Consider the following 18103-nt stretch of genomic DNA (forward strand, 5'->3'; position numbering starts at 1 on the left):
ACGGACGGGACGGTCACGTCCAATTTATGCGTTGTCGTAATACGCATAGCAGGTATATGCGGCACCCTGCGTGTGGTGGGCGTAGGAAACCTTCCCCTTGGCCACCCAGCCACTTGAATGGTCGATGTTGATGACCCTGACCGTCGACTTGTGCTTCACATCTGCACTGTAGTTCGAGTAACACTTCCTGCCCGTTCCAGCGGACGTGACTTCCTGCCCATAGCACCACGTGCCATGAGTCACTTCCTTGCAGGTGTTCTCTTGCAGCGCAGCAGCCGACTTCTGGACGGCCGACTTTGTGATTTCCAGCTTCACCACGCCCCACTCGGCGGGGTTGCCCAGTTCCGCGGGCGGGTTGACGCCGTCACCCCTCTTGTGGATGACGGGCTGCCCGACTACGAGGCCGTCGACGGCCTCGACCACCGCGTCGGCACCGGTTCCGCCCTGAGGGCTGTTGGCCGCCGCCGGGGCAGCAAAACCGGAAACCGCAAGCACGGCGCCCGAAATGCCGAAAAGTATTGACTTTCCAAGCCTGTTCATTTATCCCCCTTTTCCACCCTCGCGATCGAGGGCTAGGAAAGATCTTCAACGACGACGCTACGGCGGTCAAGGCGTGCCCGATTTACGGCCCCAGAGCGGCCTGAAATCGCTGTCGGGCGGCCGTATTCAAGGGCGGGTCAATAACGCGCGGCTACGGCACGCGTACGGTCAGGGCCCGAAAACCCCTGCCGTCCCGGCCGCCGTCCGCGACCTGATCCACGGCGCTCTCGAGCCGGCCGGGCACGCCACCATCGCTTCCGCCCGAACCGGCCCTGGCCCGTCAGACCGCCGGGCCGGCCGTGCTGCCACCGTTCCGGTTTTTCCGGGCGGGGGCTTCGTCGTATGGTTTCCGGCACTGCTGTTCGACGGGGGGGAGTTGCCGGTATGCCCGAACAGGACGACGGCGAGCGCGAGTTCGACCTCAGATGGGCGGACGCCGCGACGCACAAGGAGCCCTCGGCGCGGGCCCGGATGCTGGCCGCCCGGTGGAAGGACAACCCCCCGGAGCCGGTCCCGTTCCGCGCCGACCCCGGCCCGTCGGCGCGCCGCCGGTCGTCCTGGCTGTCGACGGCGTTCGTCCTGGGATGCGTGATCGGCGTGATCCTGCTGCTGGGGTACGCCCGCTTCCGGGCCCCCTACTAGGACGGCGGACGCATGGCCGACGACGTGTGCGCAGGGGAGGCCGTCGCGGTCCGGCTCGCGGCAGGCGCGCGCCTGGCGGACGTGATGGCCGCCGCCGACCCGCGGGCCTGGCTCGCGCTGGATGACGGAGTGCGGCTTGCGGACTGGTACGGCCGCACCCGGTGGGAACAGACCGCTCCCCTGCCCGCCGACCTGTCGCTGCTCGACGAGCCCCGGCTCGCGCTGGCCCTCTGCCATCGCGACGGCCGGACGCGCGAGGCGGCGCTGGCGCCGGCCGCCCGGCATGCCGGTCTGCTGCCGCTGGTCGTCGTGCGGTGTGCCGACTGGGCCGCGCCTGTACGGGAACGGGCCCGCGAGGTCCTGCGTGAGCGCCTCGACCCGGCCGGCGCGCAGACACTCGCGCCGCTGATCCTGCTGCTCGCCCGCCGGGACCGGGGCGGCTTCGCCGCGGACCTGCTCACCGAGCTGCTGCGCGCCGTTCCGTGCGGCCCGCTCCCCGGCCTCCTGTCCCACCCCGACCTCGCCGTACGCCGGTTCGTCCACCGGCTGGCGGCCGAGGAGAAGCTCCTCTCCACCGGCGAACTCGCCCTGGCCGCCCACCGGGACCCCGACACCGTCGTCCAGCGTCTGTGTGCGGACGCCGTGCTGGCCGGCCTCGCAGCCGGCGGGGCGGACGCCCACGACGACGCGATCGAGCTGCTGTTGACGGCTCACAGTGCGGCCGTGCGCGCGGCCGGCGTGACCGCGCTGCGACGAGCGGGTGCGCCGGAACGGGCCGCAGGCTTCCTGACCGACCGGGCGACTACGGTACGGGCGTGCGCGCGCTACGTCGTACGGCAGCACGGCGGTGACCCGGCCGCCTGGTACCGCGAGCGGTGCGCGGCACCGGCCGTCCTGGAACCCGGGGCGGTTCTCGGGCTGGCGGAGTGCGGCGACCGCGCCGACGCGGACGTGCTGTGGCCGCTGGTCCGGCACGCGGACGCGCGGGTACGGTCGCGGGCGGTGGCCGGACTGCGGATGCTCGACGCCGCCGATGTGCGGCGGTTGTGGCCGCTGCTCCAGGATCCGGCGCCGGGCGTGGTGCGTGAGGTGGTCGCGGCGGTGCTTCCCTCGGCGGAGACGGGGACGGAGGCGATACCGGTGCCCTGGCTGGTCGAGCGGGTCGGCGCCGGGTGGCCCGCGCATGTGCGGTTCGCCGCGTTCCGGCTGCTCGTCCGGCGCGGCGGGGACCTGCGCCGTGCCGCCCAGCTCGCCGTGCGCGACGATCCTGACGCCGCGCTGCGCAGGCGGATCGCGCGGGTCGCAAAGGCCTGAGACGACGGCCCGGATCACGGCGGACCCGAGCCTTGGGGCTGGCGGTGGTGTCAGGTGGGGGCAGGGAGGCTTTGCTGGGCCTGGGGCCGTTGCGGGGCCGTTCATGGGGGTGGGGCGGTGCACACTGGCAGTGGGACGAGTGCCTGACTGCGGGGTGATGCAGATGCGGAGCCGTTTCCGGAGCGACCGGGGGCTGACCGTGCGGATGACAGTCACCATGTTTCTGCTGGGGCTGCTGTACGTGGCGTTCATCGCCGCGCTGATCGTGTTGCTGAAGTCGTGGCTGCTGGTGGTCGTGCTGGTGGCGGCCATGTTCGTCGCGCAGTTCTGGTTCTCCGACCGGATCGCGATGTTCGCCATGCGCGGCCGGGTCGTGGGGCCCGAGGAGTTTCCCGAGCTGCACGCCGTCGTGGACCGGCTGTGCGCCCTGTCCGACATGCCGAAGCCGGTCGTCGCCGTGTCCGCTATGGACATGCCGAACGCGTTCGCCACGGGGCGCAGTCCCGAGCACGCGGTGGTGTGCGTGACGACGGGCCTGCTTCGGCGGCTGGAGCCGGCCGAGCTGGAGGGCGTCCTCGCGCACGAGCTGTCCCATGTGGCGCACAAGGACGTCGCCGTGATCACCGTCGCGTCGTTCCTCGGGGTGATCGCCGGGCTGATCGTGCGGTTCGCGTTCTACTCGCAGCTGTTCGGCGGCGGACGCAGGGACCAGAACACCGCCGCCGTCTTCGCCGCGGTGATGGGCGTCTCGGCGGCCGTGTACGCGATCAGCTTCCTGCTGATAAGGGCGCTGTCCCGGTACCGGGAGCTGGCGGCGGACCGGGCGGCCGCGCTGCTCACCGGGCGGCCCTCGGCGCTGGCGTCCGCGCTGACCAAGGTCTCCGGCGACATCGCCCGGATCCCGACCAAGGACCTGCGAACGGCCCAGGCCTTCAACGCCTTCTACTTCACCCCGGCGACCGGCAGGGAGCCCGGCATCGAGCGTTACTTCTCCACCCACCCGAGTCTGGAGCAGCGGCTCGACCAGCTGGGCCGGATCTCCACGGAGCTGGGCGAGGCGGCCACGCCCGGAAAGGCGGGCTGAGGCGCATGGGGCTGCTGGACATCCTGCTCGGCCGGACGAAGCCGGTCGCACCCGATCTCGATCAGCTGTTCGCGCTCCCCTCGGCGGCGGTGACGCTGGAGGCGGCGGCCGGATTCACCCCGACCGGGCAGGGCGCCGTGTGTTTCGCGACGGTCGAGGGTTCGGCCTTCGACCAGACGCACCGTGAGGTGCAGGCGCTCCTCGACGCCGACACCGAGCGCACCGGTCCTCCGGTACGGCTTCTGCGGGACGACTACGGCTACTCCTGGCTGGTCTCCGAGCGCACCCCCGACCAGCTGTCGCTGCTGGTCAACGATCTGCACGCGGTGAACAGCGCGATGGAGGTCAACGGCTTCGGGCCGCAACTGCTCTGCTCCCTCGCCGGTTTCGTGAAGCCGATGGGAGCGGCGGCGGGACCACGGGCGGCGGACGGGCAGCGGCTGGCGCTGGTGTATCTGTACAAGAGGGGCGCCTACTACCCGTTCGCGCCGCTGCCCGGCACGGGGCAGCGGCGCGACAACGCACTGGAGTTGCAGGTGAAGGCCGCCCTCGCGAACGACCTTCGGATCGAGCAGGACCTGAGCCGCTGGTTCCCGGTATGGGGAGCCCCAGGCCTGTAGGGCCGGAGGGTCGAAGGGCCGGAGGGTCGAAGGGCCGGGCCATGAGGCCCGGCCCTACTTGCCGCCCGCGTCGCGGCGGTGCCGCAGGGGACGCTCGCGGCGGTAGCGGCGCTCCCACTTGGCCTGCTGGTCGCGGCGCTCGCGGTACGCCTTGTACGAGGTGGGCGCGGCTGCCGGGCCCGAGGCCGGACCGGGCGCGGACGACGAGGTCGGCGCGGCCGCTTCGAGCCCGTACCGCACGTACAGGAAGAGCACGGCGACGGCGGCGAGCCAGTAGAGCGGGTGGCCGAATCCCAGGACCACCAGGACGACGGCCCCGGAGAGAACGACGGTGCCCATGGCGTGCCTCCTTCCTGGGCAGGAATGTGACTGAGTGTGGCGGTGGGGGTGGGGTGACGTCCTCAGAGTACGAAATCCGTCACTCCGCGTGCATCTCATTTTCTGCGTGCGGGCTGGGCAACGATCACCTGGACCCGAGTGTCGGCGTCGGTGTCAGTGGTGTCGGGGAGGATGCGGGCAGGGACGGGTGACGGACGCGACGAGGCTCCGGGGCGGTGCGCCACGGGGGATGGAGGCCGGGATGGGCGACGGGCAGCGGCACATCGACGTGGCGGAGCGGCGGGCCCGGCTGGCGCTGCGGCACCGGCTGGCCCCCGGGGCGCGGGTCACGACGCCGGAGGCGGTGGCCGACGCGCTGACCGCCCTGCACGGTACGGATCCGGCGACGGTGTACCTGGCGGTCGGCGCCCGGCTGGCCGACCCTGCGGAGACGGTGACGCTGACCGACCGCGCGCTGTACGCCGCCGACCGCACCCTCGTGCGCATGCACGGCATGCGGCACACGGTCTTCGTCTTCCCCACGGCGTCGACGGGGGTCGTGCACGCGTCGACCGGCATCGCGGTCGCCGCGCGGGAGCGCGCCGCGCTGCTGAAGGACATGGCGAAGGCGGGCGCTCCGGACGCGGCCTGGCTGAAGGAGGTCGAGGAGTCGGCGCTGGCCGGCCTGGCCCGCCTCGGGCAGGCCACGTCGGGGGAGCTGGCCGCCGAGGAGCCGCGCATGCGGGAGCGGTTCGTGTACGCGGCGGGCAAGCCGTACGAGGGCCGGCACAGCGTCGGGACACGGCTGTTGAAGGTGCTGGGGGTGGAGGGCAAGGTGGTCAGGGGGCGCCCGCTGGGGTCGTGGACGTCTAACCAGTTCCGCTGGGCCCTCGCTCCCCGGCATCCCGAACTGCCCGTGGCCGAGGCCCAGTCGGAGCTGCTGCGGCACTGGCTCGCCGCGTGCGGCCCGGCCACGGAGGCCGATCTGAAGTGGTGGACGGGCTGGCGGGTGACGGAGGTCCGCCGTGCCCTGACGGCGATCGGGGCGCGCGCGGTGACGCTGGACGAGGGCACCGGGTACGTCCTCGGCGACGACGTGGAGGCCCTGCCCGGGCCGCCGGAACCGTGGGCGGCCCTGCTGCCCGGCCTCGATCCGACGGCGATGGGCTGGCAGGGCCGGGACTGGTACCTCGCCCCGGAGCTGCGTCCCGCCCTGTTCGACTACAGCGGGAACGTGGGTCCGACGGTGTGGTGGAACGGCCGGGTGGTGGGCGGATGGGCACAGCGGGCGGACGGGGAGATCGTGTGGCGGATCCTGGACGCGCGCGGTGTGGGGAGCGAGGCCGAGGCGGCGATCGCCTCCCGGGCGGCGGCGCTGGCATCGTGGCTGGGTCAGACCCGGGTGACGCCGAGATTCCGGACGCCGCTGGAGAAGGAGCTGGTGAGCTGACCCGCGCCCGGCCTCGCAACGGCCTCGCACCGGCCGGGTACGGCTCCCACGCGACGGCCCACCCCACCGGCCCGCGCACCGGCTCGCACGCACCGGCTCTCACGCACCGGTCGGCACCGCACCGGCTCGTGCCCCCGGTCGAGGCACACCGGGCGACAGCACCGGCTCCCACGCACCGGCCGACGCGCATCGGCCGGGCACGCTCCTGATCTCACGCGACGGTCGTGCGCCGCCCCCGGCCGCTCGTCGCGGGGCCGGTGGCGTGGCGCCGGGCGTCGTCTCGGGTGACGGCGCCCGGCGCACGCCTCACCGGCTGTACCGCAGCAGCGCCCGCACCATGTGGCAGGTCGTGTCCGACGGCGGATGCAGTCCGATCAGCTCCGCCGTGCTGCGGATCCGCTCGTTGCGGGCCTGGTTCGGCATATACACGCCCAGGTCGAGCAGGGCGATGGCGAGGCGCATGGCCTTGAGGCGACGGTTGTGCATGACGTACCACTCGCGCGGCCGGCCGGGCGGCAACGCCCGCTTCAGCACGGGCCCGTAGGGCAGGTCGAGCTGGACGGCACGCTTCGCGGTGGACTGGGTCGGCAACGGCTTCGGCTTCAGTGCGGCAGCGGGCACAGGCATCCTCCTGTCGCGGTCAGGGCTCGGTCCGGAATCTCCGGCAAACCCTCGAACACTGCTTACAGTTTACCGCCTGGGACTGACATCGCGCAGGCCCTGAAGGGCCGTCAAAAGTCCAGGTGGATAAGGGTTTGACGGCTGCGACACGGCAGGTTCGGGTGAGGCTGGCGAGGCGGCGAGAAAATCGAACAGATCCAGTGGCGGGCGGACCGGACGGACGGCGGCGCGACGACGCCGGCCACCTTGCCCTCGAGGAAGGATTCCGGGCTACCGTGACCGGCATGGAGATCTGGATCAACCCCGCCTGTTCCAAGTGCCGCAGCGCCCTCACCCTGCTCGACGCCGAGGGCGCCGACTACACCGTCCGCCGTTACCTGGAGGACGTCCCGACCGAGGACGAGATCAGGGCGGTGCTCGACCGTCTCGGCCTGGAGCCGTGGGACATCACACGCACCCAGGAGGCCGCGGCCAAGGAACTCGGGCTCGCGGACTGGGCGCGGGACGCGGACACGCGCGGGCGCTGGATCGCGGCTCTCGCCACGCACCCCAAGCTCATCCAGCGTCCGATCATCACCGCCGACGACGGCACCGCCCTGGTGGCCCGCACCGACGAGGCCGTCCGGGACGCGTTGTCCCGGTAGCGGTGGCGACGCGTGACGCACGCCACTCGGACTGGCTCCTGTCACATCTGAGCAACCTCGTTCGGTATCTCGTACATAGCGGCGTACGCTCCCCTACCTCTCAGGAGGCGCGCATGTCGCGCAGGAGAACTGTCGGCACGAAGAAGAAGATCGCGCTGCTCGTCAGCGCGGCGGCGGTCGCGGGCGGTGGCGCTTTCGTCATGGCGAACACCTCGAACGCCGCCCAGACCCCGCAGGACCGGACCCCGCAGAACGCGAAGCCGCTGTCCGCCTCGAACTCGACGGTGTGCCAGGGTCTCGCAACCGCTCTCGGCAACAACCAGAAGTTCATCGACGGCCAGCGGGCCGCACCGGACGCCCAGTCCGAGGCCCGCATCGCCAACCGCGAGGCCGTCATCACGCAGATCAAGGTGCAGCAGAAGGCGTCCGGGTGCGCCGTCGGGGAGTCGGCTCAGGACTCCCAGGCGGGCGGCACCCAGGCGGGCGACACCCAGAACGGCGGGGCTCAGAACGGCGGGGCCCAACCCGGAGGGGGCCGGACGGGAGGGCAGGCGGCCCGGCCCTCGCAGGCGGCCTCCGCCCCCGCGGGCAACGCCGGGAACAACGGCAACGCGGGAAACGGCGCCGCATCCGGTCAGCAGGTGTGCAACGGCTCCACGGTCACCCTCTCCGGGGAGGGCGGAGCACCGGCGGCGTCGAGTAACCAGTTCCCGGCAGGAACCAGGCTCAAGGTCACCAACCTGGACAACAACAAGTCCACGACCGTCGAGGTGACCTCGGTCTCCGGCAGTTGCGCCCTGCTCAACAACGCGGCCTTCGAACTCGTCCGCGAACCCGGCAAGTTCCTGATCCGCCGGGCCGTGATCGAGAAGGTGGGGTGACGCTCAGCCGCAGAGAAACGCGGTGAGACGGCGGCCCGTTCCGCAGGGCGCGGCAGGCGGCAGCGCGTGATGGGAGACGTCCGGCAGGACGATGGTCCGCAGTTCTCGCACCGCCTCGCCCGCCCGGGCCGCCAGGGTCCGCGCGTCATGGGTCCTGCTGTTCGCGGCCACGAGCAGCAGGACCGGCGCACGCAGCCCCCGCAACTCCTCGGGCGAGGGGCGCGGGCCGGTCGCCGGTCGCCCTGCCGGTGAGCCGCCGGGTGAGCCGCCGAGTGAGCCGCGCCACAGAAGCGCCAGGTAACACGGGGTTCACATTTGAGCAATGACCGGGAAATCGCCCGTTGACAAGCTTCCGGGCAAACAGGCGGCGCCCCAGTGCCGCAGCGCCGCAGCACCCGCGAAGTGCGTCAGACACACCCCGAAGGAAGTGGCCCGTGACCTTCAAGGCTGAGTACATCTGGATCGACGGCACCCAGCCGACCGCCAAGCTCCGCTCCAAGACCAAGATCATCGCGGGTGAGCCCGCCGGTCTCGAGTCGCTGGGGATCTGGGGCTTCGACGGGTCCTCCACGAACCAGGCCGAAGGCCACTCCTCGGACCGTGTCCTCAAGCCGGTCTTCACCTGCCCCGACCCGATCCGCGGCGGCGACGACGTCCTCGTCCTGTGCGAGGTCCTCAACATCGACATGACGCCGCACGAGTCCAACACCCGTGCCGCGCTCGCCGAGGTCGCCGAGAAGTTCGGCGCGCAGGAGCCGATCTTCGGCATCGAGCAGGAGTACACGTTCTTCCAGGACGGCTACCCGCTCGGCTTCCCCAAGGGCGGCTTCCCCGCCCCGCAGGGCGGTTACTACTGCGGCGTCGGCGCGGACGAGATCTTCGGCCGCGAGGTCGTCGAGGCGCACCTGGACAACTGCCTCGCCGCCGGCCTCGCGATCTCCGGCATCAACGCCGAGGTCATGCCCGGCCAGTGGGAGTTCCAGGTCGGCCCGGTCTCGCCGCTGGAGGTCTCCGACCACCTGTGGGTGGCCCGCTGGCTGCTCTACCGCACCGCCGAGGACTTCGGCGTCTCCGCCACCCTCGACCCCAAGCCGGTCAAGGGCGACTGGAACGGCGCCGGCGCGCACACCAACTTCTCCACCAAGGCGATGCGCGAGGGTTACGAGGCGATCATCACCGCGTGCGAGTCGCTCGGTGAGGGCTCCAAGCCGCTCGACCACGTCAAGAACTACGGCGCCGGCATCGACGACCGTCTGACGGGCCTGCACGAGACCGCCCCGTGGAACGAGTACTCCTACGGCGTCTCCAACCGCGGCGCCTCGGTCCGCATCCCGTGGCAGGTCGAGAAGGACGGCAAGGGCTACATCGAGGACCGCCGTCCGAACGCCAACGTCGACCCGTACCTGGTGACCCGTCTGATCGTGGACACCTGCTGCTCGGCGCTGGAGAAGGCCGGTCAGGTCTGATCACCGCGGCACAACTCGCTTGACGCGACTCCCGTAAGGGGCGCCCGCCGACTCCTAGAACCCAAGGACTCGGCGGGCGCCCCTTCGCGTGTCCCGCACCGCCCGGGGAGCCGGCGGAGGCGGAGTTCACACCGGGAACGCGTCCACGCTGTGAGAGGGCACTGCTGTTGCGTGCGGGTGTCTGCTTCAATGGGCCCATGGCCACCTTCCAGAAGCACACCGCGACGGGTCGCCATGACCTCGAGCCCTTCTGGCCCTCCCGTCAGCACCACGACTTCGACCGGGTGTGTTGCCGCGCGACGAACGCGCCGGCCCTCTAAAGCCGTACGACCCCGGCCTTCGGCCCGCGCGCACGACGTACGTCCCTTCCGACGAACTCCTCGCGCGAAAGAGCTGACCCCTCATGGCGACCACTCGTTCCCTCTCCGCCGCTCCCTCCCTCACCTCCCTCTCACCCACCCCCTCCCCCGCCGCCGTGCCCGCAGGCGGCTCCGCCCGGCACCGGCTGCGCGCCGTCGACCGGAACGAGGCGGTGGACGTCGCGGACTTCCTGCCGCCCGGCGCCACCTGGCTGCCCGCCCCGCAGCACACCCTGCCCAGCCTGCCCGGCCACCCGCCCATGGTCGGCTACCTGGTGCTCGTCCCGGCCGACCGGCAGCCGCCGTTCCCTCCGGTGGCCGTGCCGCCGGACCGGGCCCACGCCGACGACGCCGACGGCGGCGGCGCGGCCGGCGAACCGCTGGTGCGCGTCGACCCCGTGCAGCGCACCGCCGCGGTGGACGGGCAACAACTCGACCTCACCTACCTGGAGTTCGAGCTGCTCGCCCACCTCGTCGCCCACCCGAACCGGGTGCACACGCGCGACCAGCTCGTCACCACGGTGTGGGGCTACGGCCACGTGGGCGACGGCCGCACGGTCGACGTCCACATCGCCCGGCTGCGCCGCAAGCTGGGCGCCCGGTACCGCCAGTCGATCCAGACGGTGCGCCGCGTCGGCTACAAGTACACCGCGCCGACCGCCCGCTGACCCGCATCCCTCTGCCGACGGCAGAGCGCGGTTCCGTTCCGGGCGGGCACCGGGCACAGTCACCGGTATGAGACTTCTGGTGCTGGGTGGAACGGAGTTCGCAGGACGGGCCGTCGTCGAAGCGGCCCTCGGACGCGGCTGGGAGGTGACGGTCCTCAACCGGGGCCGGCACGCGCCCGTCCCCGGCGCCCGGTCGTTGACCGGCGACCGGACGGCTCCCGGGGGCCTCGCCGCCCTGGCCGACGCCTCCCTCACCGACGGCGACTGGGACGCCGTCGTCGACACCTGGTCGGCGGCGCCCCGCGCGGTGCACGAGACGGCGGGGCTGCTGCGGGGCCGCGCCCGGCGGTACGTGTACGTGTCGAGCTGCTCGGTGTACGCATGGGCTCCGCCCGCCGGCTACGCCGAGGACGCTCCCCTCGTGGAGGGGGCCGAACCCGACGCCGAACACACCGACTACCTGAGGGACAAGCGCGGCGGCGAGCTGGCGGTCGTCGACGCCTTCGGCGCGGACGCCTCCGTCCTGGTGCGGGCCGGGCTGATCCTCGGCCCGCACGAGAACGTCGGGCGGCTGCCCTGGTGGCTGACCCGGATCGCCCGCGGCGGCCCGGTCCTCGCGCCCGGCCCGCGCGACCTGCCCCTGCAGTACGTCGACGTCCGCGATCTCGCCGAGTGGATCCTGGGCGCGGTCGAGCAGGAGCTGAGCGGGCCGTACAACCTGATGAGCCCGCAGGGCCACGCCACGATTGGCGAGCTGCTCCAGGCGTGTGTGCGGGCCACCGGCTCCGACGCCGAACTGCGGTGGACGGCCCCCGAGATCATCCTCGACGCGGGCATCGAGCCGTGGACCGAGCTGCCCGTGTGGGTGCCGCCGGGCTCCGACATGCACGACGCCCTGCACGCGGCCGACGTCTCCCGGGCGGTGGCGGCGGGACTGTCCTGCCGTCCCGTGCAGGAGACCGTCGCCGACACCTGGAGCTGGCTGACGTCGATCGGCGGCATCGCGCCCCAGCGTCCGGACCGGACGAGCAAGGGCCTCGACCCGGAGGTGGAGGCGAAGGTGCTCGCGGCGGCAACGGGCCCGGCGGGCGCGGATGGTGTACCTGACACCACCCCCTGACAGGGGGCTTCGGCCAGTGACTGCGTGTTCCGGGCTCGGCCAGACTGACGGCATGAACACCCACACCAAGAGCGGTGACGTCGATTCCAGGGCACGGGGGATGGTGCTCGCCGCCGGGCGAGGGCTGGTGCTGGCCGTGGTGTCGCTGCCGCTGAGCGTCCTGGGCCTGTGCCTCTCCCTCGTGTCGATGGCGCTGATACCGATCGGGGTCGGCCTGTTCACCACGCCGTACGTGGTTAAGGGCGTGCGCGCCTTCGCCGACCGGCGGCGGGCGCTCGCCGGGCGGTGGGGCGGGGTCAGCATCCCGTCGGCGTACCGGCCGCCGCCCGGGACCGCGAACCCGTGGACGCGCACCTTCGCCCTGCTGCGGGACCCCGCGACGTGGCGGGACCTGCGGTGGCTGCCGGTCGACATGACGGCCGGGTTCGTCACCGCGCTGCTGCCCGCCGTCCTGGTCCTCTATCCGCTGGAGGGGTTCGCGCTGCCGCTGGGGCTGTGGCGGACGATGACGGGCGGACCCTACGGCGAGTACGGACCGTACTGGTACGGCTTCGTCCCGGTCAGCGACCAGCCGACGGCGTTCGGCGCCGCCGCCCTCGCCGCCGTTCTCCTGGTCCTCGCGCACCGGTACGCCGTGAGCGCCTTCCAGGCCCACTTCCGTCTCACCCGGGCGATGCTCGCCCCAAGCCAGGCCGAACTGGCCGAACGCGTACGGGTGTTGACCGAGACGCGCCGGGACGCCGTGGACACCTCCGCCGCCGAACTGCGGCGCATCGAGCGGGATCTGCACGACGGCGCCCAGGCCCGGCTGGTGGCCGTGGGCATGGACCTCGGCACCGTGGAGATGCTCGTCGACAAGAATCCCGAGAAGGCCAAGGAACTGCTCGCGCAGGCCCGTCAGTCGTCCGCCGAGGCGCTCTCCGAACTGCGCGACCTGGTGCGCGGCATCCATCCGCCGGTGCTCGCCGAACGCGGACTGGGCGACGCCGTACGGGCGTTGGCGCTGCGGCTGCCGGTCACGACGGAGGTCGGGGTGGAGCTCGCGGGACGGGCCGAGGCGCCGGTGGAGTCGGCGGCCTACTTCGCGGTGAGCGAGGCCCTCACCAACGCGGTCAAGCACTCCGGAGCCGACCGGATCTGGGTCGACCTGCGTCACGCGGACGGCAGTCTGCGGATCGCCGTCACCGACAACGGCAGGGGCGGCGCGGCGATCGGGGCGGGCACGGGCCTCGCCGGACTCGAACGGCGACTGGGTACATTCGACGGCGTCCTGGCCGTCAGCTCTCCTGCCGGCGGTCCCACCATGGTGACCATGGAGATCCCTTGCGTGTTGTCCTAGCCGAAGACCTCTTCCTGCTGCGGGACGGTCTCGTGCGACTGCTGGAGGCCTACGACTTCGAGATCGCCGCCGCCGTCGAGACCGGGCCCGAGCTGGAGCGGGCCCTCGCCGAACTGGAGCCGGACGTCGCCGTGGTCGACGTCCGGCTCCCGCCCACGCACACCGACGAGGGCCTGCAGTGCGCGCTCCGGGCCCGCCGTGACAAGCCCGGGCTGCCGGTGCTCGTCCTCTCCCAGCACGTCGAGCAGCTGTACGCGCGCGAACTGCTCGCCGACGGCAGCGGCGGCGTCGGCTATCTGCTGAAGGACCGGGTGTTCGACGCGGAGCAGTTCGTGGACGCCGTACGGCGGGTGGCGGCCGGCGGCACGGCGATGGACCCGCAGGTGATCCAGCAGCTGCTGGCCCGGCGCTCGCACGACGGGCAGGGGCCGGTGGACCGGCTCACCCCGCGCGAACGGGAGGTTCTGGAACTGATGGCGCAGGGACGGTCGAACGCTGCGATCGCCGGCAAACTGGTCGTCACCGAACGGGCCGTCGCCAAACACACCGCGAATATCTTCGTGAAGCTGGGCCTGGAGGTCTCCGACGACGACAACCGCAGGGTACTGGCGGTGCTGGCCTATCTGGACCGGGGGCACTGAGACCGCCAACCGCTGTGCCGCGGGGTGGTTTTCGGGTCGTTCGGCCCTACGGGACTCACATTAATTTCTGAGCGGGCTGAACACCTGTGAGGCGTCGCGCGTAAAGGAGGGGGCAGCTTCAGCTTCACTCCTGTCGGGCGCCTCGATGCTGCCCCGCAAGGAAGTCAGAGGAGTTCCATGGGACGCAATACACGTAAACGCCGTTCGTCGATGGCCACGAAGGCCGTGGCAGCATCGGCGGCCCTAGCGCTCGGCGGGGGCGGGCTGATCTGGGCGAACTTCTACGCTTCGGCGCACGAATCGAGCAACTCGGGTCAGAACCAGACCAAGGCTGCCAACGCGGCCGCACAGGTCGCCACGATCTCCTGCCCGGACGTGGGGCAGAAGCTGACGAGCGTGCCCAGCGGGGCGAAGCAGGGCGTCGCGACAGAACTGGCCAACCTGGACAAGCAGATCACCGAGGCGTACGCCCGGCTCGCTTCCACGCGTCAGGCCCAGGCGGGTGACTCCAGCTTCGTCCAGAACGCGATCGTGGGTCCCCTCAAGTCCAAGCGGACGGCCACGATCGACCGGATCCGCATCAACATCCAGCGGGCCGGCGGCCAGTTCGACAACTCGCTGAGCCAGCTGGCGGCGTGCACCACGCAGGCGGCGAACAACCCCAACGCCGGCCAGGGCGGGCAGAACAACAACGGCGGCCAGCAGAACAACGGCGGCCAGAACAACGGCGGTCAGAACAACAACAACGGCGGCCAGAACAACAACAACGGCGGCCAGAACGGCGGCGGTCAGAACAACAACGGCGGCCAGCAGGGCGGCATCGGCGGCCAGGCCGGCAACGGTCCCGTCGCGGCGGACTTCGTCGACATCACGAAGGTCCAGCCGAACGTCAAGGCCAAGCCCCGCAAGAACGGCCAGGCCTCGACCGGTACGTTCACCACCCGGTGCGGCGTCAACGCCAACAACAAGTTCAACACCGACAACGTCATCGTGGCGCCCGGCGTGACCAACGGCGCGCACCACCTCCACGACTACGTCGGCAACCAGTCGAACGACGCCTTCGCCAACAACGACACGTTCGCTCAGGCGCAGACCTCCTGCCAGAACCAGCAGGACAAGTCGTCGTACTACTGGCCGGTGCTGCGTGTTCAGGACGGCACGCAGGAGTTCGACCAGAACCGGGACGGCGGCGGCAAGGAAGGCAACGTCGGCAAGGTCCTCAAGGCCAAGCAGGCGGAGATCAAGTTCGTCGGCAGCCCGAAGGCCAAGGTCGTCGCGATGCCGCAGTTCCTGCGCATCATCACCGGTGACGCCAAGACCACCACCAACGGTCTGGCGAACGCCAACGCGCACTGGAGCTGCACCGGCTTCGAGAACAAGGTCCAGCTGACCGAGCAGTACCCGATCTGCCCCCAGGGCAGCAACGTGGTCCGCACGTTCGCCTTCCAGAGCTGCTGGGACGGCCAGAACGTCGACTCGGCCAACCACCGCACGCACGTCGCCTTCGCGGACGGCAACGGCAACTGCCAGAACGGCTTCAAGGCGATTCCGCAGCTGTCCATGCGCCTCGTGTACGCCGTTCCCGCCCCGGTCATCCAGAACGGCCAGGTCAAGAACGCCTACGCGGTCGACGGCTTCCCGGAGCAGCTCCACAAGCCCTCCACGGACCACGACGACTTCATCAACGTGATGAACGCGCAGCTGAACAACAAGATCGCGAACTGCATCAACAAGGGCCAGCAGTGCCAGTGACACCGGCCTAGCACGCATACGAAAGCCGGCGGTGGGAGATCCCACCGCCGGCTTTCGTATGCGCCGTTCGTCTTGCGTGTGCTGCGTCCTGCGGGTGGTGCGTCCTGCGGGTGCTGCGTCCTGCGGGTGCTGCGTCCTGCGGAGGGTTTCAGTGGCTGGAGTGGGTGGCGCCGCCGGACTCCTTGTGCGCGCCGTGGTCGGTGCCCTCCTCGATGTCGCCGCCGAGCGTGGTTCGCAGCGCCGTCACCGTGCTGGTCTCCCCCACCGCCACCCACTTGCGGCCGACGAGGTAGTGACCGCCGTAGTCCTTGGCCGAGTTGATCCATTCGCGCAGACCGCGGTCGGTGGCGAAGGTCGCCAGGATGAACTTGCCGTCGGCGTTCTTGCAGACGGCCTGGCGGATCTCGTCCGCGTCGGTCTGCATGTCCGGAGTGCATTTCACCTCGGCGGCGATGTGCTCCAGGCTGCCGGTCGCCGTCTGCGGAACGGCGGCCTCCTTGTCACCGGACGCGCATCCCGCCAGCAGCAGCGCCGCCGCGGCCGCCGCCGCCGCGAGCATCGGTCGGGTCACCTTCATCTGTTCCTCCCTGCAAGAGCCTCGTCCTGGATACGGCTCCCGTGCCCGGCGCGCTCAAAATACCCGGTGCGCACCGTCCGGGGCCGTTGCTCCACCGGGGTGACCATCCATCGTCTCGCTCGTTCTGGTGGACGTGCAGTCACGAGATGTCGCCCCCCGCCCCGCACCCCGGTCCTCCGCCGGCCGGACCGTCGACGTCGAGCAGGCCGAGGCCGCCCTCGTCGAGCACTATCCGCGTCTCGTCCGGCTCGCCTATCTGGTGCTGCCGCCCGGACTCGGCCGCGGCCGCCGGGTTCTGACCGCCCACGCCCTCGTGCAGCGCGCCCTGCCGCGACGCCGCGCCTCGGCTCCCGTCATCCCCGCCCAGTCCGCCGGCCGCGACGGCGACCCCGGGTACGCCTACGTCCGGCTCCAGGTGGTCCGTGCGGCGCTGGAGGCGGGGGCCCCGAACAGGCTGCGGGCCTGGCCGAAACGCGCGCAGCTGCCGCCGCTGCTGCCCCAGGTGTGGGGTCTGCGCCTCTTCCCCCGCTCCGGGGGCGCCGACGAGCTCACCCTCGACCAACGGCTCGCCGCCCTGTCCGGGCCGGCCCGCGTCGCCTGCGTCCTGCGCGGGCTGGAGAGGCTGCCCGACGGCGACGTCCGCGCGGTGCTGACCGGAGCCGGCGCGCCCGGAGCCGACGTGACGGCGGCGCTGCGCGAGGCCGCCGAGGTGCCCGCCGCGCAGTACCCGCTTTTCGACTCCCCCGAGTTCGACCCCTGCGCGTTGCAGGTCCGGCCCACCGACCTGGTGCGCCGCCGACAGCACGGCCGGGCGGTCCTCGCCGCCGCGGCCGCGCTCGCCGTGTGCGGCGCCCTGGTCGCGCTGCCCGGCGACGGCTGGGGGCCCGACGGCGCGGCCGCCCCGGCCTATGCGCAGAACCCGGCCGCCGAGGCCGCCCTCGACCCCGGGCGGCTGGTGAAGATCTCCCCAGCCGCCTGGAAGACCTCTGCGCGCACCGACTTCTCGGTGTGGCCCGCGCGCGGTCCGCTCACCGGCGACAGCGCCCTGTTGCGCCGCGCGCTCGCCGTCTGGGCCCGGCCCGGGGCCACCGTCCAGGTCTCGGCCACCCCGGACACCCCCTCCGGCGGCCCCGCCGGACCGCCCCAGCTTCTCTACGCGGGCGAGATCGACAACGCGCGCGTGGTGATCCTGTACGACGGGCTGCGCATCGCCCGCTACGCCGAGCCGCAGGACGGCACCGCCGGGGCGGCCCTCGACTTCGCCCGGGTCGACGGCGCGTCCGGCGCCGACGCGGGCGCGCTGGTGCTGGGCCGGGCCGACGGCAACGTCCGCTATCTGACGGCCCCCTGGGTCACGAAGGCCGGCGAACGGGACCTGACGAAGCCCGGCGCCGGGGTGATGGCCCTGACCCTGACCGACGGCATCACGTCGCCGCTGGCCAGCCCGGCCGCCCGGGCCGGGGCCTGCACGACGTGGAACGTCCTCCTGTTGACCGATGCCCGGGGCACCCACCTGTACAGCGACCTCGCCGAACTCGTCCCCGCCCGGCTGACCGCCGGCCGTCCGGCCGCGCCCGGGGAGGCGGCCGACGCACAGGCACTGCGGACCTGGGCGCCGTTCGCCTGTTCCCTGGCCGACGCGCGCGGTCAGGGCGTGCGGACGGTCAACGCGTGGGCGTACACCCGCCAGCCGCTGCCGGACGCGACCGGATCGGCGTCCTGGGTGTGCACCCGGGCCGATACCTGGCGCGGTGACGGGAGCAGGGTGCTGGCGCAGTTCCACACCCCGGGCAACATCTTCGGCGCGGCGGTGGCGAGGGCCGAGGATGTGCCGGCGTGCGGGCCGCGCGACCCGCACGTACTGGCCGGCGTGCTGTGGAAGTCGAAGGGCGGCCACTGGTACCTGCTCGCGGCCGGCGACCGGCAGACGGCGTCCATCAAGGCGACGGGCGGGGTGAGCGGGTCCGGGCGGGGCCATCTGCTGACGGTGCCCGCGAAACAGGGTGCCCAGGCCGGCCTGGAGGGCAGGCTCGAGGACGGGCACGCGATCAACGGACTGCACTGAGC

At 71.9% G+C, this 18103-nt stretch carries 20 protein-coding genes; 15 read left to right on the forward strand and 5 right to left on the reverse strand.

Going from position 1 to position 18103, the window contains the following annotated elements; translation table 11 throughout:
- Positions 1-24 precede the first annotated feature (24 nt).
- The gene (locus tag QA802_RS12600) at positions 25-540 is read right to left on the reverse strand and encodes a lactococcin 972 family bacteriocin (RefSeq protein WP_334521335.1); all 516 of its coding nucleotides are present in this window, start codon (positions 538-540) and stop codon (positions 25-27) included.
- A 384-nt stretch (positions 541-924) separates the two neighbouring features.
- On the opposite strand from QA802_RS12600, the gene QA802_RS12605 reads away from it, so the two are divergent.
- From QA802_RS12605 to pspAB, 4 genes are all read left to right on the forward strand, one after another.
- On the forward strand, positions 925-1182 hold the full coding sequence (locus tag QA802_RS12605; protein WP_334521337.1) for an SCO2583/SCO2584 N-terminal domain-containing protein: 258 nt from the start codon (positions 925-927) through the stop codon (positions 1180-1182).
- A 12-nt stretch (positions 1183-1194) separates the two neighbouring features.
- Positions 1195-2496 carry a hypothetical protein gene (locus tag QA802_RS12610; RefSeq protein WP_334521340.1) on the forward strand — a complete coding sequence of 434 codons (1302 nt, stop codon included), beginning with the start codon at positions 1195-1197 and terminating at the stop codon, positions 2494-2496.
- Between the two features lie 157 nt (positions 2497-2653).
- On the forward strand, positions 2654-3580 hold the full coding sequence (gene htpX, locus QA802_RS12615; protein WP_334521343.1) for a zinc metalloprotease HtpX: 927 nt from the start codon (positions 2654-2656) through the stop codon (positions 3578-3580).
- 5 nt (positions 3581-3585) lie between these two features.
- Positions 3586-4200, forward strand: coding sequence for a PspA-associated protein PspAB (pspAB, locus tag QA802_RS12620; protein WP_334521346.1), 615 nt, complete (start codon positions 3586-3588; stop codon positions 4198-4200).
- Between the two features lie 54 nt (positions 4201-4254).
- Here pspAB and QA802_RS12625 read toward each other — a convergent pair whose 3' ends face one another.
- Entirely contained in the window at positions 4255-4539 is a 285-nt protein-coding gene (locus QA802_RS12625) for a hypothetical protein (protein WP_334521349.1), read from the reverse strand.
- A 241-nt stretch (positions 4540-4780) separates the two neighbouring features.
- Here QA802_RS12625 and QA802_RS12630 point away from each other — a divergent pair, with 241 nt between their 5' ends.
- Positions 4781-5968 (forward strand): winged helix DNA-binding domain-containing protein, encoded by a 1188-nt coding sequence (locus QA802_RS12630; protein WP_334521351.1) that lies wholly within the window; start codon positions 4781-4783, stop codon positions 5966-5968.
- Positions 5969-6274: 306 nt separating this feature from the next.
- Here the strand turns inward: QA802_RS12630 and QA802_RS12635 are convergent, their stop codons facing one another.
- Entirely contained in the window at positions 6275-6589 is a 315-nt protein-coding gene (locus QA802_RS12635; RefSeq protein ID WP_107444359.1) for a hypothetical protein, read from the reverse strand.
- A gap of 284 nt (positions 6590-6873) precedes the next feature.
- On the opposite strand from QA802_RS12635, the gene QA802_RS12640 reads away from it, so the two are divergent.
- The gene (locus QA802_RS12640) at positions 6874-7233 is read left to right on the forward strand and encodes an arsenate reductase family protein (protein WP_334521358.1); all 360 of its coding nucleotides are present in this window, start codon (positions 6874-6876) and stop codon (positions 7231-7233) included.
- Between the two features lie 113 nt (positions 7234-7346).
- Positions 7347-8114 (forward strand): SCO2207 family protein, encoded by a 768-nt coding sequence (locus QA802_RS12645; RefSeq protein ID WP_334521361.1) that lies wholly within the window; start codon positions 7347-7349, stop codon positions 8112-8114.
- Between the two features lie 3 nt (positions 8115-8117).
- Here the strand turns inward: QA802_RS12645 and QA802_RS12650 are convergent, their stop codons facing one another.
- Complete coding sequence (locus QA802_RS12650) at positions 8118-8318, reverse strand: hypothetical protein (protein WP_334521363.1); 201 nt, start codon at positions 8316-8318, stop codon at positions 8118-8120.
- A gap of 230 nt (positions 8319-8548) precedes the next feature.
- On the opposite strand from QA802_RS12650, the gene glnII reads away from it, so the two are divergent.
- The 7 genes from glnII to QA802_RS12685 all read left to right on the forward strand — a co-directional run bounded on the left by glnII (position 8549) and on the right by QA802_RS12685 (position 15459).
- On the forward strand, positions 8549-9580 hold the full coding sequence (gene glnII, locus QA802_RS12655; RefSeq protein WP_334521365.1) for a glutamine synthetase: 1032 nt from the start codon (positions 8549-8551) through the stop codon (positions 9578-9580).
- Between the two features lie 197 nt (positions 9581-9777).
- The gene (locus tag QA802_RS12660; RefSeq protein ID WP_266728206.1) at positions 9778-9900 is read left to right on the forward strand and encodes a hypothetical protein; all 123 of its coding nucleotides are present in this window, start codon (positions 9778-9780) and stop codon (positions 9898-9900) included.
- An 83-nt stretch (positions 9901-9983) separates the two neighbouring features.
- Positions 9984-10607 (forward strand): winged helix-turn-helix domain-containing protein, encoded by a 624-nt coding sequence (locus QA802_RS12665; RefSeq protein WP_334521367.1) that lies wholly within the window; start codon positions 9984-9986, stop codon positions 10605-10607.
- Positions 10608-10674: 67 nt separating this feature from the next.
- Positions 10675-11727, forward strand: a complete 1053-nt coding sequence (locus QA802_RS12670) for an NAD-dependent epimerase/dehydratase family protein (RefSeq protein WP_334521370.1) — start codon at positions 10675-10677, stop codon at positions 11725-11727.
- A 52-nt stretch (positions 11728-11779) separates the two neighbouring features.
- On the forward strand, positions 11780-13066 hold the full coding sequence (locus QA802_RS12675) for a sensor histidine kinase (RefSeq protein ID WP_334521373.1): 1287 nt from the start codon (positions 11780-11782) through the stop codon (positions 13064-13066).
- Positions 13051-13707: a LuxR C-terminal-related transcriptional regulator gene (locus tag QA802_RS12680; protein WP_319171005.1), complete on the forward strand. Its 657-nt coding sequence runs from the start codon at positions 13051-13053 to the stop codon at positions 13705-13707. The genes QA802_RS12675 and QA802_RS12680 overlap by 16 nt, the downstream gene beginning before the upstream one ends.
- Before the next feature lie 177 nt (positions 13708-13884).
- Positions 13885-15459: a DUF1996 domain-containing protein gene (locus QA802_RS12685; protein ID WP_334521379.1), complete on the forward strand. Its 1575-nt coding sequence runs from the start codon at positions 13885-13887 to the stop codon at positions 15457-15459.
- Positions 15460-15607: 148 nt separating this feature from the next.
- On the opposite strand, the gene QA802_RS12690 is transcribed toward QA802_RS12685, so the two are convergent.
- The gene (locus QA802_RS12690) at positions 15608-16036 is read right to left on the reverse strand and encodes a hypothetical protein (RefSeq protein WP_334521382.1); all 429 of its coding nucleotides are present in this window, start codon (positions 16034-16036) and stop codon (positions 15608-15610) included.
- A gap of 133 nt (positions 16037-16169) precedes the next feature.
- Here QA802_RS12690 and QA802_RS12695 point away from each other — a divergent pair, with 133 nt between their 5' ends.
- Entirely contained in the window at positions 16170-18101 is a 1932-nt protein-coding gene (locus QA802_RS12695) for an amino acid adenylation domain-containing protein (RefSeq protein WP_334521384.1), read from the forward strand.
- Positions 18102-18103 lie beyond the last annotated feature (2 nt).

Origin of the sequence: Streptomyces sp. B21-105, from assembly GCF_036898465.1 — a bacterium.
In the GTDB taxonomy this organism is placed as follows: Bacteria; Actinomycetota; Actinomycetes; order Streptomycetales; family Streptomycetaceae; genus Streptomyces.

Excerpts from the sequence above, each read along its gene's own strand:
- pspAB (WP_334521346.1), top strand. The coding sequence starts at position 3,586 with ATGGGGCTGCTGGACATCCTGCTCGGCCGGACGAAGCCGGTCGCACCC.
- QA802_RS12605 (WP_334521337.1), top strand. The coding sequence starts at position 925 with ATGCCCGAACAGGACGACGGCGAGCGCGAGTTCGACCTCAGATGGGCG.
- QA802_RS12610 (WP_334521340.1), top strand. The coding sequence starts at position 1,195 with ATGGCCGACGACGTGTGCGCAGGGGAGGCCGTCGCGGTCCGGCTCGCG.
- QA802_RS12625 (WP_334521349.1), bottom strand. The coding sequence starts at position 4,539 with ATGGGCACCGTCGTTCTCTCCGGGGCCGTCGTCCTGGTGGTCCTGGGA.
- QA802_RS12690 (WP_334521382.1), bottom strand. The coding sequence starts at position 16,036 with ATGAAGGTGACCCGACCGATGCTCGCGGCGGCGGCGGCCGCGGCGGCG.
- QA802_RS12670 (WP_334521370.1), top strand. The coding sequence starts at position 10,675 with ATGAGACTTCTGGTGCTGGGTGGAACGGAGTTCGCAGGACGGGCCGTC.
- QA802_RS12640 (WP_334521358.1), top strand. The coding sequence starts at position 6,874 with ATGGAGATCTGGATCAACCCCGCCTGTTCCAAGTGCCGCAGCGCCCTC.
- QA802_RS12660 (WP_266728206.1), top strand. The coding sequence starts at position 9,778 with ATGGCCACCTTCCAGAAGCACACCGCGACGGGTCGCCATGACCTCGAG.
- QA802_RS12675 (WP_334521373.1), top strand. The coding sequence starts at position 11,780 with ATGAACACCCACACCAAGAGCGGTGACGTCGATTCCAGGGCACGGGGG.
- QA802_RS12685 (WP_334521379.1), top strand. The coding sequence starts at position 13,885 with ATGGGACGCAATACACGTAAACGCCGTTCGTCGATGGCCACGAAGGCC.
- QA802_RS12645 (WP_334521361.1), top strand. The coding sequence starts at position 7,347 with ATGTCGCGCAGGAGAACTGTCGGCACGAAGAAGAAGATCGCGCTGCTC.
- QA802_RS12630 (WP_334521351.1), top strand. The coding sequence starts at position 4,781 with ATGGGCGACGGGCAGCGGCACATCGACGTGGCGGAGCGGCGGGCCCGG.
- htpX (WP_334521343.1), top strand. The coding sequence starts at position 2,654 with ATGCAGATGCGGAGCCGTTTCCGGAGCGACCGGGGGCTGACCGTGCGG.
- QA802_RS12600 (WP_334521335.1), bottom strand. The coding sequence starts at position 540 with ATGAACAGGCTTGGAAAGTCAATACTTTTCGGCATTTCGGGCGCCGTG.
- QA802_RS12665 (WP_334521367.1), top strand. The coding sequence starts at position 9,984 with ATGGCGACCACTCGTTCCCTCTCCGCCGCTCCCTCCCTCACCTCCCTC.